The sequence below is a fragment of the Cognatishimia sp. F0-27 genome (genome assembly GCF_020667845.1).
Lineage (GTDB): Bacteria > Pseudomonadota > Alphaproteobacteria > Rhodobacterales > Rhodobacteraceae > JAFMPQ01.
In genome coordinates, this window is record NZ_JAFMPQ010000003.1 from 83,835 (window position 1) to 98,690 (window position 14,856).

12 protein-coding genes, 1 pseudogene and 1 riboswitch are annotated in these 14,856 nt (G+C 65.8%); of the genes and pseudogenes, 8 read left to right on the top strand and 5 right to left on the bottom strand.

Going from position 1 to position 14,856, the window contains the following annotated elements; all coding sequences use genetic code 11:
• Positions 1–163: 163 nt before the first annotated feature.
• Positions 164–380: riboswitch (cobalamin riboswitch) on the top strand.
• Between the two features lie 128 nt (positions 381–508).
• Positions 509–808 carry a hypothetical protein gene (locus J1C49_RS02685; RefSeq protein WP_227444257.1) on the top strand — a complete coding sequence of 100 codons (300 nt, stop codon included), beginning with the start codon at positions 509–511 and terminating at the stop codon, positions 806–808.
• A gap of 290 nt (positions 809–1,098) precedes the next feature.
• Here J1C49_RS02685 and J1C49_RS02690 read toward each other — a convergent pair whose 3' ends face one another.
• The 5 genes from J1C49_RS02690 to J1C49_RS02710 form a co-directional block, all read right to left on the bottom strand.
• Positions 1,099–2,385 carry a TRAP transporter large permease gene (locus J1C49_RS02690; protein ID WP_227444258.1) on the bottom strand — a complete coding sequence of 429 codons (1,287 nt, stop codon included), beginning with the start codon at positions 2,383–2,385 and terminating at the stop codon, positions 1,099–1,101.
• A 76-nt stretch (positions 2,386–2,461) separates the two neighbouring features.
• A complete protein-coding gene (locus tag J1C49_RS02695) occupies positions 2,462–3,019 on the bottom strand; it encodes a TRAP transporter small permease subunit (RefSeq protein WP_227444259.1) in 558 nt (185 codons plus the stop codon).
• Positions 3,020–3,030: 11 nt separating this feature from the next.
• Positions 3,031–4,065 (bottom strand): TRAP transporter substrate-binding protein, encoded by a 1,035-nt coding sequence (locus J1C49_RS02700; protein WP_227444260.1) that lies wholly within the window; start codon positions 4,063–4,065, stop codon positions 3,031–3,033.
• Positions 4,066–4,116: 51 nt separating this feature from the next.
• Positions 4,117–4,935: a putative hydro-lyase gene (locus J1C49_RS02705; RefSeq protein WP_227444261.1), complete on the bottom strand. Its 819-nt coding sequence runs from the start codon at positions 4,933–4,935 to the stop codon at positions 4,117–4,119.
• A gap of 618 nt (positions 4,936–5,553) precedes the next feature.
• On the bottom strand, positions 5,554–6,444 hold the full coding sequence (locus J1C49_RS02710; protein ID WP_227444262.1) for a LysR family transcriptional regulator: 891 nt from the start codon (positions 6,442–6,444) through the stop codon (positions 5,554–5,556).
• Positions 6,445–6,647: 203 nt separating this feature from the next.
• On the opposite strand from J1C49_RS02710, the gene J1C49_RS02715 reads away from it, so the two are divergent.
• The 7 genes and pseudogenes from J1C49_RS02715 (at position 6,648) to J1C49_RS02745 (ending at position 14,713) form a co-directional block, all read left to right on the top strand.
• Positions 6,648–7,712 carry a TRAP transporter substrate-binding protein gene (locus J1C49_RS02715; protein ID WP_227444263.1) on the top strand — a complete coding sequence of 355 codons (1,065 nt, stop codon included), beginning with the start codon at positions 6,648–6,650 and terminating at the stop codon, positions 7,710–7,712.
• Between the two features lie 442 nt (positions 7,713–8,154).
• On the top strand, positions 8,155–8,736 hold the full coding sequence (locus J1C49_RS02720) for a TRAP transporter small permease (protein ID WP_227444264.1): 582 nt from the start codon (positions 8,155–8,157) through the stop codon (positions 8,734–8,736).
• Entirely contained in the window at positions 8,733–10,043 is a 1,311-nt protein-coding gene (locus J1C49_RS02725; protein ID WP_227444265.1) for a TRAP transporter large permease, read from the top strand. Before J1C49_RS02720 ends, J1C49_RS02725 begins: the two co-directional genes overlap by 4 nt.
• 461 nt (positions 10,044–10,504) lie before the next feature.
• Positions 10,505–11,266, top strand: coding sequence for an SDR family NAD(P)-dependent oxidoreductase (locus J1C49_RS02730; protein WP_227444266.1), 762 nt, complete (start codon positions 10,505–10,507; stop codon positions 11,264–11,266).
• Between the two features lie 266 nt (positions 11,267–11,532).
• Positions 11,533–12,549, top strand: coding sequence for a TRAP transporter substrate-binding protein DctP (gene dctP, locus J1C49_RS02735; protein ID WP_227444267.1), 1,017 nt, complete (start codon positions 11,533–11,535; stop codon positions 12,547–12,549).
• 74 nt (positions 12,550–12,623) lie between these two features.
• Complete coding sequence (locus tag J1C49_RS02740; protein WP_227444268.1) at positions 12,624–13,256, top strand: TRAP transporter small permease subunit; 633 nt, start codon at positions 12,624–12,626, stop codon at positions 13,254–13,256.
• Positions 13,257–13,312: 56 nt separating this feature from the next.
• Positions 13,313–14,713, top strand: a pseudogene (locus J1C49_RS02745) (TRAP transporter large permease).
• Positions 14,714–14,856: the final 143 nt, after the last annotated feature.

Here is a 14,856-nt window from a genome sequence, read left to right on the forward strand (position 1 = left end):
CTGATGGCGCATTGTGCCTCCTGACAGCCGAAGGCGGGGCATCGCCGCGCGCCCGGTCTGGCCGCTGCCCGAGACCCCGCAACGCGCCGATCCGCCCCTCCGGTCCCGTCGCCGCAAATCGAGGACATGAGACAATTTGGGTATTGAACCGTCCCGATGCTGCGTGCACGCTAAACGCGATGGTGACCGCTGCGGCGGTCTGAAAATGGGAACGGGGTGCGTGCCGAAACACGGGATCGGCGCAATTCCCCGACTGCCCCCGCAACTGTAGGCGGAGAGCCTGTTTCGCAATCGTCCACTGGGCCGCCAAGAGCCCGGGAAGGCGCGATACAGGCAATGACCCGCAAGTCAGGAGACCTGCCATCGCGCCGATGTGCCATCCCGGCCTCGGCAAGTTTCAACCCGGGCGGGGTGCCCCGGCAGAGGAATGGTATCGGTCCCGTTGTTTGACAGCGACCGTTGTGTTGCCTTTGTCAGTGTATCACGAGCCTCTTGCGCGGAGGGCGCAATGCAATTTGACAAGACCCTGAACCAGATGCTGGTCGGTTTCTGCTCGCCGCGGCGCGCGGAGGAGATCGGCCAACTTGCCTACATGCAGTGGCTCGGCGCCTTGCCGGGCGCGGCATCCTATGAAGAAGAAGCGGTGCTCGCCTACCTGTCTGCGGTCAATTACCGGATGACCGACCCGCCGGTTGCGGTGTTCTGCCGTCTTATCGAGGCATCCCTGCGCAACCCGCTGAAACCGCTGGACTTGAGCCTGCCGACCCCGCGCAGACGCGGTGGCGCGGCGAAACGCCGGGCCTACTGATGGGAGCGCGGCCTTGAGACGGCGAAGTCGGGCCATGGAGCGGCGCGGCACAGACGACAGCCAACGCGCGACCGGGGGCTGGCTCCTGTCGCCGCTCCACCGCGTAGCGGAAGCGGGGCGGCCACATGGACCACGGGATCGTCGGAGGTTGGCCCCAATCCGCCGCGCTTTGGCGGTGATACCCTGCGGGCGCGCCTCCTGTGCATTGCGGTGTCAGACCGGACGCCGGGCCTATGCTCAGACGGACAAGGGACGTGGCTCGAAGCGGTGGGCCAGCGCGCGCGGCGTGGTCAGCCGGACAGAGTCGCGGGAAGCCAGAGCGCCAGGCCGGGGATCGCAATCAGCGCGGCAACCATCACCAGCATGGCAATCACGTAAGGAATGGCGCCGACCATGACGTCTGACATCGACCCGCTGGAGCGCGCGCCCTGCACCACGTAGAGGTTCAGGCCTACCGGTGGGGTGATCAGCGCCATTTCGATCAGCACGATCATCAGAATGCCGAACCAGATCGGGTCATAGCCCAGTTCGATCACAACCGGAACGATGATGGGAATCGTCACCACCATGAGCGAGAGCGTCTCGATGAAGAAGCCCAGCACGATGTAGATCATCACGATGACCATCAGCGTCCAGAAGGGTGTCAGGCCAAGCCCGGCCAGGAAATCCTCCAGCTCACGGCCCAGACCCGCTGACGCCAGCGTGAAGTTCAGGAAGGACGCGCCGATGACCACGAGCATGATCATGGCCGTCACCTTGACCGTGCCAAGCAGGGCGTCGCGGATCATCTCCCACCGAATGCCGGAGGTGAGCGCGGCGATCAGAAGCGCGCCGGCCACACCGACGGCGGCAGCTTCGGTGGGCGTCGCCCAACCGCGGTAAATCGTGCCGATGATGATGGTGAACAGCGCGACGATCGGCAGCAGTTCGGCCAGCGCGCGGATCATGTCGCCCAAGGGGAAGAGCCGCCGTTCACCACCAAGCTCGGGGCGCAGCGTGCAGATCAAGGCCGTCATCATGAGAAACCCGAGTGCCAGCAGCAGACCGGGAAGAAGGCCCGCAAGAAAAAGCTGTGGGATCGAGGTCTGGGTCAGGAAACCATAGACGATCAGGTTGATCGAGGGTGGGATCATGATCCCCAGCGTGCCCCCCGCGGCGATAGCACCGGAAAAAAGCCTCTGGTCATAACCCAGCCGTTCGGCCTGCGGCATCGCAACCGTTGCCACAGTCGCGGCCGTGGCCACGGAGGAGCCGGAGGTCGCCGAGAACATCGTCGCCGTCGCAACATTGGCGTGGATCAGGCCGCCGGGTAGCCAGGAAAACCAACGGTCCAGCGCCGAATAGGTGCGCCTAGCGATGCCCGAGCGGACGAGGATTTCACCCAGCAGGACAAAGAAGGGAATGGCGATCAGGGTTGCCGAATTGGAGGCGGACCAGACCATCTGTCCCAAACCACGGATCAGGGGAAAGGGGGAGAAGAACTGATCGACGCCGAAACCGAGCAGGAAGAGCACGATGCCCACCGGGATCGACAGGGACAGCAGACCAAGCAGCGCGACGGAGACATAGGTGATCATGCGCGCGGCTCCAGCGTGTGAGGAGGGTCAGACATGGCAGGTGGGGCAATCGGGGCCCTGTGCGGTGCGGGCAGTCTCATTCGTGCACCTCGGCCATTTCCGCTTCGCCAAAGGCGCCGATGTGGCGCTCGGCGGACTCGTATTCCCGCCGCCATACAAGAAGCAGCGCGGCCAGGAACGTCACCCAGGCCATCAGTGCAAACCAGATCCAGCCCGCCATCCACGGCATCTGCACCCACCACAGGGGCGTCTCCAGCGGTGTGTTGGCACGGCTGCTGTTGGAGAGCGATTTCTCCAGCACTGGCCAGCACTTGACCGCGATCAGCGTGATCGAGGCCGAGAGTACCAGCAGCGAGAACAGGTCGAACAGCACGCGCCCGCCCTGGGCCAGCCGCGCGCGTAGAATATCGATGCGCACATGGCCCAGCTCGAGCATGGCATAGGCCATGCCCCAGCTGGATGCGATGGCCATGGCATAGCCCGAAATCTCATCCGTCCCACCGAAGCTCGACCCGACCTGCCGCAGCAGAATGTCGGCAAGCACAAACAGGGCGGTGCCCAGAAGGCCGAGACCCACGATCAGCGCGACAGCGCGATTGATCGTCTTGAGACGGGTGAGGATTTGCTCTGCCATGGCCGCTGACATCAGTTGGTCATGCCGATCTTGACGCCCACCGCTTCGCCCACGGAGGCATTCCAGCGTTCGGCCCAGTCACCGCCGGCGCGTTCGGCCCAGTCGGGCAGCACCAGACCGACCAGCACGTCCCGCGCTTTGGCCATGTCCGCGTCGGAGGCTTCGACCAGTGTCATGGAGCGGGCATCACCCGACGGGCAGTCCCCGTTGCCGGTCAGACAGGCGATGTCATTGACCAGCGCGCCCTGTGCCGTGGCCCATGCGGGCTCTTCGAAATCGGACTTGATCGTGGCTTCGATGGTGGCCTTGGTCGCGTCGTCGAGGCTCATCCACTTGTCCATGTTCACGGCCGTGACCACCGGGTCCCATCCGCCCAGCGGGATCGGCAGCAGGTGGGTGGAGACTTCCCACCACCCGGCGGAGTAACCTGAGCCTGCGCCCGTAACTGCGCAGTCTACAACGCCTTTTTGCAAGGCGCCGGGAACCTCGGAAAAGGCGACGTTGACGCCTTCGGCGCCGAGCGCTTCGAGGAATTTTGCGGTCATGCGGCCGGAGGCGCGAACCTTGAGACCGGCGAGATCGTCCAGACCCGAGATCTCGGCGTTGCAGAACACGACCTGCGGCGGATAGGGCGCGATGGCCAGCACGTGGCTGTTGAACCGGTCGCGGTAGATGTCGGAGACCATGGGCCGCGCGGCGTCGACCATCATGCGGGCCTTGTCCGCGTCAACGGCGATCATCGGCACGTCGAGCCCTTCGAGCTCGGGCGCATCGGCCACAGCGTAGTCGGACACGGTCATCGCGACGTCATAGACGCCATCGCCGAGCAAGCGGAAGACGTCGCCGACACCCAGACCCATCTGGTTATGCGTGGTCAGCGCCACATTGACGTCGGCGGCGGCCGGGAGTTTCTCGGACCAGTAGGGGGCCTCGTATTCCTTGTGCAGCGGCAGGCCGGACCAGCTTCCGACAACCGCGAGGTCTTCGGCGAGGGCCGGTGCCGCGATCAGGGCAGATGTGGCGAGAAGGGCAGAAAAGCGTTTCATATCAGTCTCCTTGTTGGCGTTTTTCATTGATCTTTTGCGGTCGGAGCAGGCTCAGTCGACCGGGGTGAGGATGGGAACCTCGGCTTCTTCAGGCACGTCCGAAATCAGCATGTGACCGGGGGCGTGGGTGATCGCCAGCGGCAGTTTCGCGCGCATGACTGCGGATTGCGGGGTGACTCCACAGGCCCAGAACACCGGCACATGTCCGGACGGAACCGGAGCGGGATCCCCCCATTCGGGCTGTGATATGTCACGGATCCCAATGGCTTGCGGATCGCCGCTGTGGACGGGTGCGCCATGGGCGAGCGGGTAGCGGGCGGAAATCTCCGCCACGCGGGCAACATCGGCCTCGGGCACGGCGCGCATGGAGACAACCATGTGGCCGCCAAAGGGGCCCGCCGGGGTGAGCGGGATCGTGGTCTGAAACATCGGAACGGTGCTGTCATTGTCGATGTGCCAGACGGGTATCCCGTTGGATTGCAATGCTTTTTCAAAGGTGAACGAGCAGCCGAGCGCAAAGCCCACCATGTCGTCGCGCCAATGGTCGGTGATATCGGCGACGGTTTCGCTGCGATGGCCGTCGCGGTAGATGTTGTAAGCGGGTATATCGCTGCGCACATCCACGTCCTGCCCCATGGTGCGAAACACCGGGTCCCCGGTCTCGGTCACGCCGACGAGTGGGCAGGGCTTTGGGTTTCTTTGGCAAAACCGCATGAAATCCAGCGCATAGGACTCCGGCAGGATTACGATATTGGCCTGAAGACAGCCCGCGGCGAGACCGGCAGTGTGCCGGGCATAGGCCCCTTCGCGGATCGCCTTGCGCGCGTCGGGCGCGCTCAGCTTGCGCATCGCAGCAAAATCCATCGTCATTGAACCCCCGTGGTTGGGTGCAGCGTGGCCGGGGACGGCTATAAAGGCAAATCAAAAGAATTGAGCCATGGGCATAGAAATCCGTTATGACTGGTTGCGCTTCAGGCTGTGCATGTTTGTCAGGATTTGAGTGGCTGCCCGGCTTTATGCGCAAAATTGCGGATGCACATCCCATGCACAACCCATGCGCATGCGATGTGGAGGGCGATGAAAGGCGGGTTGCGCGCGCGGTGCATCGCTTTGGCGTGGTCCGGGGATTGCGACGCGCAGCCGGGAGACCGCGCGGAGAGGCACCGCAGCAGCCGAGACCGCACCGGCCATCGCACCGCCCATCTGTCGGCGCGCGCGAAGAGACCCGCGCGCCGCAACCGTTCCGGCGCGCGGGGCCGGCGTCAACGGGGCGGCATGGGCGCTTGGCACGGTCTGCCGGGGTGCGGTGGGGGCGCATGACAGAAGCTGCCGGTGCGGCGAAGATGTGGGGCGCATGGCTGGGGCGGCCGTTCGGGCGAGAGTGGCATGCGACAAGCGCGGTCGGGGGGCGGGGGCATCCCGTTGGGGGCATCCCTGCGCGCGGCGAGGCGCGACCGCGCGCCACCGCAGGGCAGACGGCGAAATCACTCAGCTGGGATCGGCGCCCTCGGCGGTGTCGGCGGTGGCGCGGGCCAGCTCCGCGGCCTGAACCACGATGGGGCTGGGCGGATCGGCCACGTAGGAGGCGGTGAAGCTGAGCGGCGTCGGGCGCCAGCCGGGATCGAAGAGGTCGAGCCGGCCCGAAGACAGGAATGGCCGCGCCAGTGTCAGCGGCAGGGCCGCCACGCCGAGACCGCTTTCCACCAGCCGGAACGCCGCCGAAAGCGACGAGGAGGGAAAGATCGGCACGTCCGGGCCGACCCGCGTGGCCACCGCGTCGCGAATCTCGCGGAAGGGCCGCGTGCCGCGCGCATAAGTAATGACGGGCTTGTCGAAGAGTCGCTCCGGCGCGCCCCCGGTGCCGGTTGCCACGACCCAGGCCAGATCGAAGGCGGGCAGGGCGAGGTTGTCCACCGATTGCTCCGAGACCGGGCCGAGCAGGAAGGCGAGGTCGATCTCGCGGTTGAGCAGCCCGTCGCGCAGATTGGTGGAGACATCGACATTCAGCTCGATCTGGACGCGCGGGTGGCGTGCATGCAGGGCGGAGACAAAATCCGGCAACCAGCTTTGGGCCACGGTTTCGGACGCGCCGATGCGGATATGGCCCTCGATGCCGGACGGGTCGACGATGTCGCGTTCGATGGCCTGCGTCAGCCGCTCCAGCCGTCCGGCATATTGCAGCAGCATCTCGCCGCGCTTGGTCAGGCGCATGGCGCCGCCCTCGCGGTCGAAGAGCTGGGCGCCGAGCGTTTCCTCGAGATTGCGGATGCGCGCGGAGATGGCCGGCTGGGTCACGTGCAGCGCCTGCGCGGCCTTGGCCACGCCGCCGGAGCGCACCACCATCAGGAAACTGCGCAGCTGATCGAGATTGAGTCGCATCCTGCCCCCTTGTCCGGGCTTGATGAAGGCCCGGACCGGCGGCGCTTTGCAAGGCGGAATACGGCTGCGGCCTGCGGGATCAGGTCTGGACAAGCCCGATGGTTTGCGGTCCGATGCCGCATGGAACGCCCCGCGGCAAGACGGGGCGGCTGAGATGATGCGGGGCCGTCCGAGACGGTGCCGTGATCCAAAGGGAGAGACACATGACTTTTGAGAACACCACGCGGCGGCGCGTTCTGGGCTCTGTCGCGGCGGCGGCGATGGCGGTTGCCGGGCTGGGCCTGAGCCCGAAGGCGGCCGAGGCGCAGGAGGTGACGCTGACCCTGCACCAGTTCCTGCCGGCGCAGGCCAACGTGCCGAAGCTGATCCTTGACGTCTGGGCGGACAATATCGAGGAAGCCTCGGACGGTCGGATCGCGATCCAGCGCTTCCCGGCGATGCAGCTTGGCGGCACGCCGCCGGAGCTGATCGATCAGGCGATCGACGGGGTGGCCGATATCGTCTGGGCGGTGAACGGCTTCACGCCGGGGCGCTTCCCACACACGGAAGTGTTTGAACTGCCGTTCATGACGGAGAATGCGCGGGCGACGTCCTACGCGTTCTGGAAAATGTATGAAGAGCATATGGCGGATGCCGATTATGCGGATGTGAAGGTTCTGGGCACATGGGTCCACGGGCCGGGCATGCTGCACACCAAGGAGCCGGTGGCTTCGCCGGAGGATCTGCAGGGGATGAAGATCCGCGGCGGCTCGCGGATGGTCAACCAGTTGCTGGAGCGGGTCGGGGCGGAGCCGATCGGCCTGCCGGTGACGGCGATCCCGGAGGCGCTTTCGAAAGGCGTGATCGACGGCACGACGATCCCGTGGGAGGTGACGCCCGCGCTCAAGGTGCCGGAGCTGGTGTCGAACCACACCGAGTTCGACGGCCCGCCGCTGTACAACCTGACCTTCGTTCTGGCGATGAACAAGGACAAGTGGGAGAGCCTTCCGGAGGACCTTCAGGCGATCATCGACGCCAATTCCGGGCTGGAGTTCTCGGTTTTTGCGGGCGGCACGCAGGCGGATGCGGACGGGCCCGCGCGACAGATCGCGGTGGATATGGGCAACACCATCATCACCGTGTCCGAGGAAGACGCGGCTAAGTGGGAAGAGATGGCCGCCCCGGTCTATGACGCGTGGATTGCGGATGTGGCGGACAAGGGCATGGACGGTCAGGCGCTGATCGACCAGGCCAAGGCGCTCATGGCGGAGTATGACGCGGCGAACTGAGCGTTGGCGTGACAGGCCGGGCACCGCTTCCCACGCGCTTGGGGGGCGGTGCTTTCATGTCCGGAACGTGTGCACGGGGCGACGGGCGGGGGGCGCTGCCCCCCCGCACCCCCCGGAGTATTTCGGGACAGAAGAAACAGGGCGCGCGCGGGGGGCGGACCTGGTGCGGGGTGCGGGAGACGCGAGGCGTATGGGCGCCCGGCCTCCTGGCGCCTTAATGGGGGATCGGGGAGCGGTTGTGCCGCCAAGCGGGTTCCCGGCGCGGTGTGGATATGCCACAGAGCCTGCCGAACGGTCATGCAGCCGGGCAAGCGGCGTGGCGGCGAGAGCGCGGGGGCGGGCCAGCCCCGGCACGGATGACGGCGGGGTGCGGCGGGCATCGCCTGTTCCCCCGCACGGGGTGGGATGAAAGGGCAGGGAATTGCAGAAGGTGCATGGGTGGATGATCCGGCTGACGCGCGGATTTGCCGGACTTGGCGGCGTGGTTCTGTTGGGGCTGATCGTGCTGGTCTGTCTGTCGGTGGCGGGGCGGGCGATCAACACGTGGTTGCATGGCGACTGGATCACCGCCGTGGCGCCGGGCTTTGCGGAATGGGTTCTGGCCAGCGGCGTGGGGGCGATCCGGGGCGATTTCGAGCTGGTCGAGGCGGGGATCGCGTTTTGCATCTTTGCCTTCATTCCCTATTGCCAGGTCACCGCGGGGCATGCGTCGGTCGATATCCTGACCAATGCGTTCGCGCCGGTTGTCCAGCGGCTGGTGGTGTTTGCGGCGGAGGCGCTTTTTGCCGTCGCGCTTGTGGTGATCGCGGTGCAGCTTGAGAGCGGGATGGCGTCGAAGATCCGCTCGGGCCAGCAGACGATGCTGTTGCAGCTGCCGATCTGGTGGGGCTATGCGGCGAGCCTTGTGGGGGCGAGCCTTGCGGCTGCGGCGGGCGTCTACATGGCCGGGATCCGGTTCTACGAGCTGTTGAGCGGGCGCGACGTGGTCGGCAGCGGCTTGACTGCGGCGGAGGATGTGGCGTGAGCACTCTCGAGATCGGGCTGTATTCCTTTCCGGCGCTGCTGGTGATGATTTTCCTGCGCGTGCCGATTGGCCTGGCGATGTTTGTGACCGGGTTTGCGGGGCTATATCTTGTGACCGGGTCGCCGAACATGGCGCTGGCGCGGCTCAAGACGGAGGCCTACACCACGTTTTCGAGCTATTCGCTGTCCATTGTGCCGATGTTCCTGCTGATGGGCTATTTCGCGACGCTGGGCGGGATGAGCCAGGCGTTGTTCCGGGCCGCGGAGAGCTTCCTCGGGCATCGCAAGGGCGGGGTTGCCATGGCGGCGATCGGGGCCTGTGCGGGGTTTGGCGCAATCTGTGGCTCGTCGCTGGCCACGGCGGCGACCATGAGCCGGGTCGCGCTTCCGGAGCTCAAGGCCTATGGCTACAAGGGCGGGTTCTCCACCGCCACGCTGGCGGCGGGGGGCACTTTGGGCATCCTCATTCCGCCCTCGGTCGTTCTGGTGATCTACGCGATCCTGACCGAGCAGAACATTGCCAAGCTGTTTCTGGCCGCGTTCATCCCGGGCATCATGGCGGCCATCGGCTACATGATCGCGGTGTCGGTCTATGTGCGGCTCAACCCCGGATCGGCGGGGGTGCGGGAGGCGGTGCCGATGCGCGACCGTTTCCGGGCGCTGTGGTCGGTCTGGCCGGTTCTGGTGGTCTTCGTTGCGGTGGTCGGCGGGATTTATGGCGGGGTTTTCACCCCCACCGAAGGGGCTGCGGTGGGCGCGCTCGGCACGGGGCTCATCGCGCTGATGAATGGCGGTTTGACGCGGGCCACGCTTTTTGCGGCCTTTGCCGATACCGGGCGCTCCACGGCGATGATCTTTTTCATCGTGCTGGGGGCGGCGTTCTATAACGGGTTCCTGGCGTTGACGCAGGTGCCGCAATCGCTCAGCCAGATGGTTGTCGAGCAGGGGTTTGCGCCGATCACGGTGCTCTGCGTCATCCTGCTGCTTTATCTCGTGTTCGGCTGTTTCATGGACAGCCTGTCGATGATCCTTCTGACGGTACCGATCTTCTTTCCGGTGATCTCGGCGCTGGATTTCGGGATGAGCGCGGAGCATGTGGCGATCTGGTTCGGGATTCTTGTCCTGATCGTCGTGGAGGTTGGATTGATCACGCCGCCTGTGGGCATGAACCTCTTTGTGATCAACGCGATGGATCGGGCGACGCCCATGGTCGAGACCTACCGCGCGGTGCTCTATTACGTCGCGTCCGATCTGGTTCGGGTGGTGATCCTTGTGGCCTTCCCGTCGATCACGCTGTTCCTGTTGTAGCCGGGGCGCGGTCATGGTCACACCCATGGCAGGGGCCCTGTGCGGCAGGGCGACAGGTCTGGACGGGACGGAAATGCTGTGCGGCGGGGGCGCTGCCCCCGGACCCCCGGAGTATTTTGCGACAGAAGAAGCGGGGGGCGGTGCTGTGTGCTGCCCGGTGGAAAGGTCGGGATGGGGCGTCGAGGTGGGCGTTGTGCGGCGGGGCGGCGCATGGCCGGTTGGGGCGCGGTGGACTGAAGGCCGGTGCGGCGGGGGCGCTGCCCCCGGACCCCCGGAGTATTTTGCGACAGAAGAAGCGGGGGGCGGTGCTGGGTGCTGCCCGGTGGAAAGGTCGGGATGGGGCGTCGGGGTGGGCGTCTCTCGCGCGCGACAGGGCGCGGGTTTGCGAACAGAAGACGCATCGGCCAGATTGGCCATGCGAGACGGATCATGGGTTGATTTGACCAGAGAGGGAGAGCGACATGCAGTGTGACGGATTGGTGGCCGTGGTGACCGGCGCGGCCAGCGGGCTTGGAGCGGCAACGGCGCGGCGTTTGGCGCGTGAGGGCGCGCGGGTTGCGATCCTCGATTACGACGCTGAGGGGGCCGCACGGGTCGCCGGTGAGATCGGTGGGATCGGGATCGGCTGTGACGTGGGCGATGCCGCGCAGGTTGCCGCAGCGTTTGAGCGGATCGGTTCCGAGCTTGGCGCGGTGCGGGTTGCGGTCAACTGCGCCGGGATCGGGCTTGCGGCGCGGGTTGTGGGCCGGGACGGGACCCTGTCGACGGACCTGTTCGAGCGCACGATCCGGGTCAACCTGATCGGGTCCTTCCATGTCATGGCGCATGCCTCGCGGATGATGATGGCCGAGGCGCCCCTCGAGACCGGCGAGCGGGGCGTCGTGATCAACACCGCCTCCATCGCCTATCAGGACGGCCAGGTCGGGCAGACCGCCTATGCCGCGTCCAAGGGGGGCATCGCGGCCATGTGCCTTCCGGCGGCGCGCGAGATGGCCAAGCAGGGCGTGCGCGTGATGGCGATTGCGCCGGGGCTGTTCCACACGCCGATGATGGAGGGGCTGCCGGAAGAAACCACTGCGGGAATCGTCGCGAACATTCCCTTCCCGCACCGGCTCGGTGATCCGGATGAATACGCTCTGATGGTCAGCCAGATCGTCGCCAACCCCTATCTCAACGGAGAGGTCATCCGGCTGGATGCGGCTGTGCGGCTGCCGCAGCGGTAACCGGTGCGCGCCGCGGGATATGCCGGATCGGGCCGCGCTCCGGCGCGGCGCCGTGTGGTGTGCGTTGCATCGGCGGGGCGCGTCAGGAGGGGAGCACCGTCTTGGCGGTTGAAGCGGGGCCTTCGGACAATCGCGGTGCGTGCAAGTGCCCGTCGCCTGTTCCGCGGGAGGCGGAGAGGGGTTGCGCCGGGCGACAGGCGCGCTAGGCTCTGCGCCCAAGGCGGGACAAACCGCCGCACAAGAACGACATATCAAGGGAGGGGCCCATGCCCAGTATGACAGCAAAACTGCTGACCACGGCGATTGCCATGACTTTTGCCACCGAAGCGCTCGCGACCGAGTGGAACGTCTCCGTCTGGGGCAAGCGCCGCGCCTTTACCGAGCATATCCACAAGCTTGCCGAGCTGGTCGAGGAAAAGACCGATGGCGCGTTCACCATGAACATCTCCTACGGGGGCCTGTCGAACAACCGCGAGAACCTTGACGGGATTTCCATCGGGGCCTTCGAGATGGCGCAGTTCTGTGCCGGATACCACCCCGACAAGAACCGCGCGATCACGGTGCTGGAACTGCCGTTCCTCGGTGTGGCCAATCTCGAGGAAGAAGTGGCGGTGAGCCATGCGGTCTATGACCATCCGGCCGTCGCCGAGGAGATGGCGCAGTGGAACGCCAAGATGCTGATGACCTCGCCGATGCCGCAATACAACATCGTGGGGACCGGTGACGCGCGTGATGAGCTGTCCGAGTTCGACGGGATGCGGGTGCGCGCGACAGGCGGGCTTGGCCGTGCCTTCGAGGCGGTGGGCGGCGTGCCGACCTCGGTGACCGCAACGGAAGCCTATCAGGCGATGGAGTCGGGCGTTGTGGACACGGTGGCCTTTGCCCAGCACGCGCATCTGTCCTTCGGCACGATCAACCAGGCCGATTGGTGGACCGCGAACCTCAACCCCGGCACGGTGAACTGCCCGGTGGTTGTCAATATCGACGCCTACGAGATGCTGAGCGATGCGGAACGCACCGCGCTGGATGAAAGCGTTGATGAGGCGATCGCGCATTACCTCACCAATTACGCCGAGCTGCTTGAGCGCTGGGACAGCGTCCTGGCCGAGAAGGGCGTCCAGAAGGTCGAGATCTCCGAGGACGAGCTGGCCAAGTTCCGCGAAGTGGCGGGCAAGCCGATCCATGATGCATGGCTCGAAGAGATGGCCGCGCAGGGCATGCCGGCGCAGGAGCTCTACGATCTTGTGATGGGCACGCTCGAAAAGGCGCGCATGTCCAACTGATCTTGGACAGGCGGCCCCGGCGCGTGCAGTGCGCCGGGGCCGGTTTGACTTTCTGACAGGGTGGGGAGGCCGCGATGGCCGGATCGGCATCGGTTCTGAGCGACGACAGCACGCTCAGTCGTCTGGATCGAGCGTTGCGCCGGGTGGAATGGGGCATGGCCTTCGTTTCCGGGATCGGGGCCTTCATGCTCATGGTGCTTGCGGTGGTCTCGGTCACCGGGCGCGAGTTCTTCGAGGAGCCGCTGCGCGGCTACGTGGACTGGATCGAGGCGGCGATGCCGCTGATCGCGATTTTCGGCATTTCCTACGTCATGCGCGAGGGCGGGCACATCCGGATGGATATCGTGGTGGGCCAGCTCAAGGGGCGCTGGCTCTGGGCGGCGGAATTCATCACCACCTGCGCAATCCTGATGCTGATGGTGCTATTGGTCTGGGGGTCCTGGGCGCATTTCGACCGGTCCTTTGACTTCAGCGCGCCGAACTGGTCACGAGACAGCTCGATCGATATCGGCCTGCCGATCTGGCCGGCAAAACTTGTCGTGCCGGTCGCGTTCTCGGTGATCTCGCTGCGGCTCGTGCTGCAGCTCTGGGGATACGGGCGGGCTTTCCTGCGCGGTGAGGAGCGCCCCGTGGCGGTGCCGCTGGTGCAGACCGCAGCGGAAATGGCGGCCGCCGAGGCGGCTCAGGTGAAAGGGCACGATCTATGACCCGGCGCGAGATGCGGGTCCGTGCGGCCCGGACGGAGAAGCGAGGGGCGCTCTAAATGGACAGCGTCGAGATTGGCCTTTGGGTCACGGGCGGCATGCTCGTGATGGTGGTTTTGGGGATGCGGGTGGCCTTTGCCGCCGGGCTTGCGGGGCTTGTCGGCCTGATCTGGATCTTCTGGGCGCGCTCGGATTACGATCCGGAGCGGTTTTCCTGGGCTCTGGGGGTGGCGGTGAAAACCGCCGGGCAGGTGCCGCATTCCAAGGTGTCGAACCAGGCACTGAGCCTGATCCCGACCTTTATCCTGATCGGCTATCTGGCCTATTACGCGGGGCTGACACGGGCGCTCTTCGAAGCGGCCAAGCGCTGGATCGCCTGGGTGCCCGGCGGGCTTGCGGTCTCGACCGTGTTCGCCACCGCCGGATTTGCGGCCGTCTCCGGCGCGTCGGTGGCCACGGCGGCGGTGTTTGCGCGGATCGCGATCCCGGAGATGCTCAAGATTGGCTATGACAAACGCTTCGCGGCAGGCGTCGTGGCGGCAGGCGGCACGCTGGCCTCGCTGATCCCGCCAAGCGCCATCCTCGTCATCTAGGCGATCATCGTCGAGCAGGATGTCGGCAAGCTGCTGCTCGCAGGCTTTATCCCGGGCGTGTTTTCCGCGCTGGTCTATGCGGCGCTGATCATCGGCATGGCGCTCACGATCAAGGGGTTCGGCCCGCCGGTGGGCGGCTTTACGTGGAAACAGCGCTTCGCGTCGCTGCCGCCGGCGCTGCCCATCGTGGCGGTGGTCGTGATCATCATCTTCTTTGTCTACAACCCCTTCGGCGGCGACGCCTGGGGCACGCCGACCGAGGGCGGAGCGGTTGGCGCGTTCATCGTGTTCTGCATGGCGCTCTATCAAGGTATGCGCCTGCCGGAGCTGCGCGACGCGTTGGTGGAGACGGCAAAGCTCTCGATCATGATCTTCTCGATCATCTGGGGCGTGCTGATCTATGTGCGGTTCCTCGGGTTCGCCGATCTGCCGAGCGCGTTTTCCGACTGGATCACCGCGCTGCCCTATTCGCCGATGCTGATCCTCGTGTGTATCCTTCTCGCCTATGCGGTTCTGGGCATGTTCATGGACGCCATCGGCATGTTGCTCCTGACGCTGCCAGTGGTCTATCCGGCGGTCATGGCGCTGAACGGGGGCGAGTTCGTCGCCGCAGAAGACAGTGCCTTTGGCATGTCCGGCCCGATGTGCGCCATCTGGTTCGGGATCCTGGTGGTGAAGATGGCGGAGTTCTGCCTGATCACACCACCCATCGGGTTGAACTGCTTCGTAGTGGCGGGCGTCCGGCCCGAAGTGTCGGTGCAGGACGTGTTCCGCGGCGTGACCCCGTTCTTTGTGGCCGATGGCGTGACCATCGCGCTGCTCGTCGCCTTCCCGTGGATCGTGCTGTGGCTGCCATCGCTGGCGTGACGCCGGTTTGTCAGGGGGCGTGATCCGCCTGCAAGCGCCCCGCGGCGCCGGGGCATCTTTTGCGCGCCTTTGGCCCGCAAACCCGCCCGGCGGCATCTGCGCCGCCGGCCTATGCTGTGACGGGAGCGCCCTCCGCATGATCG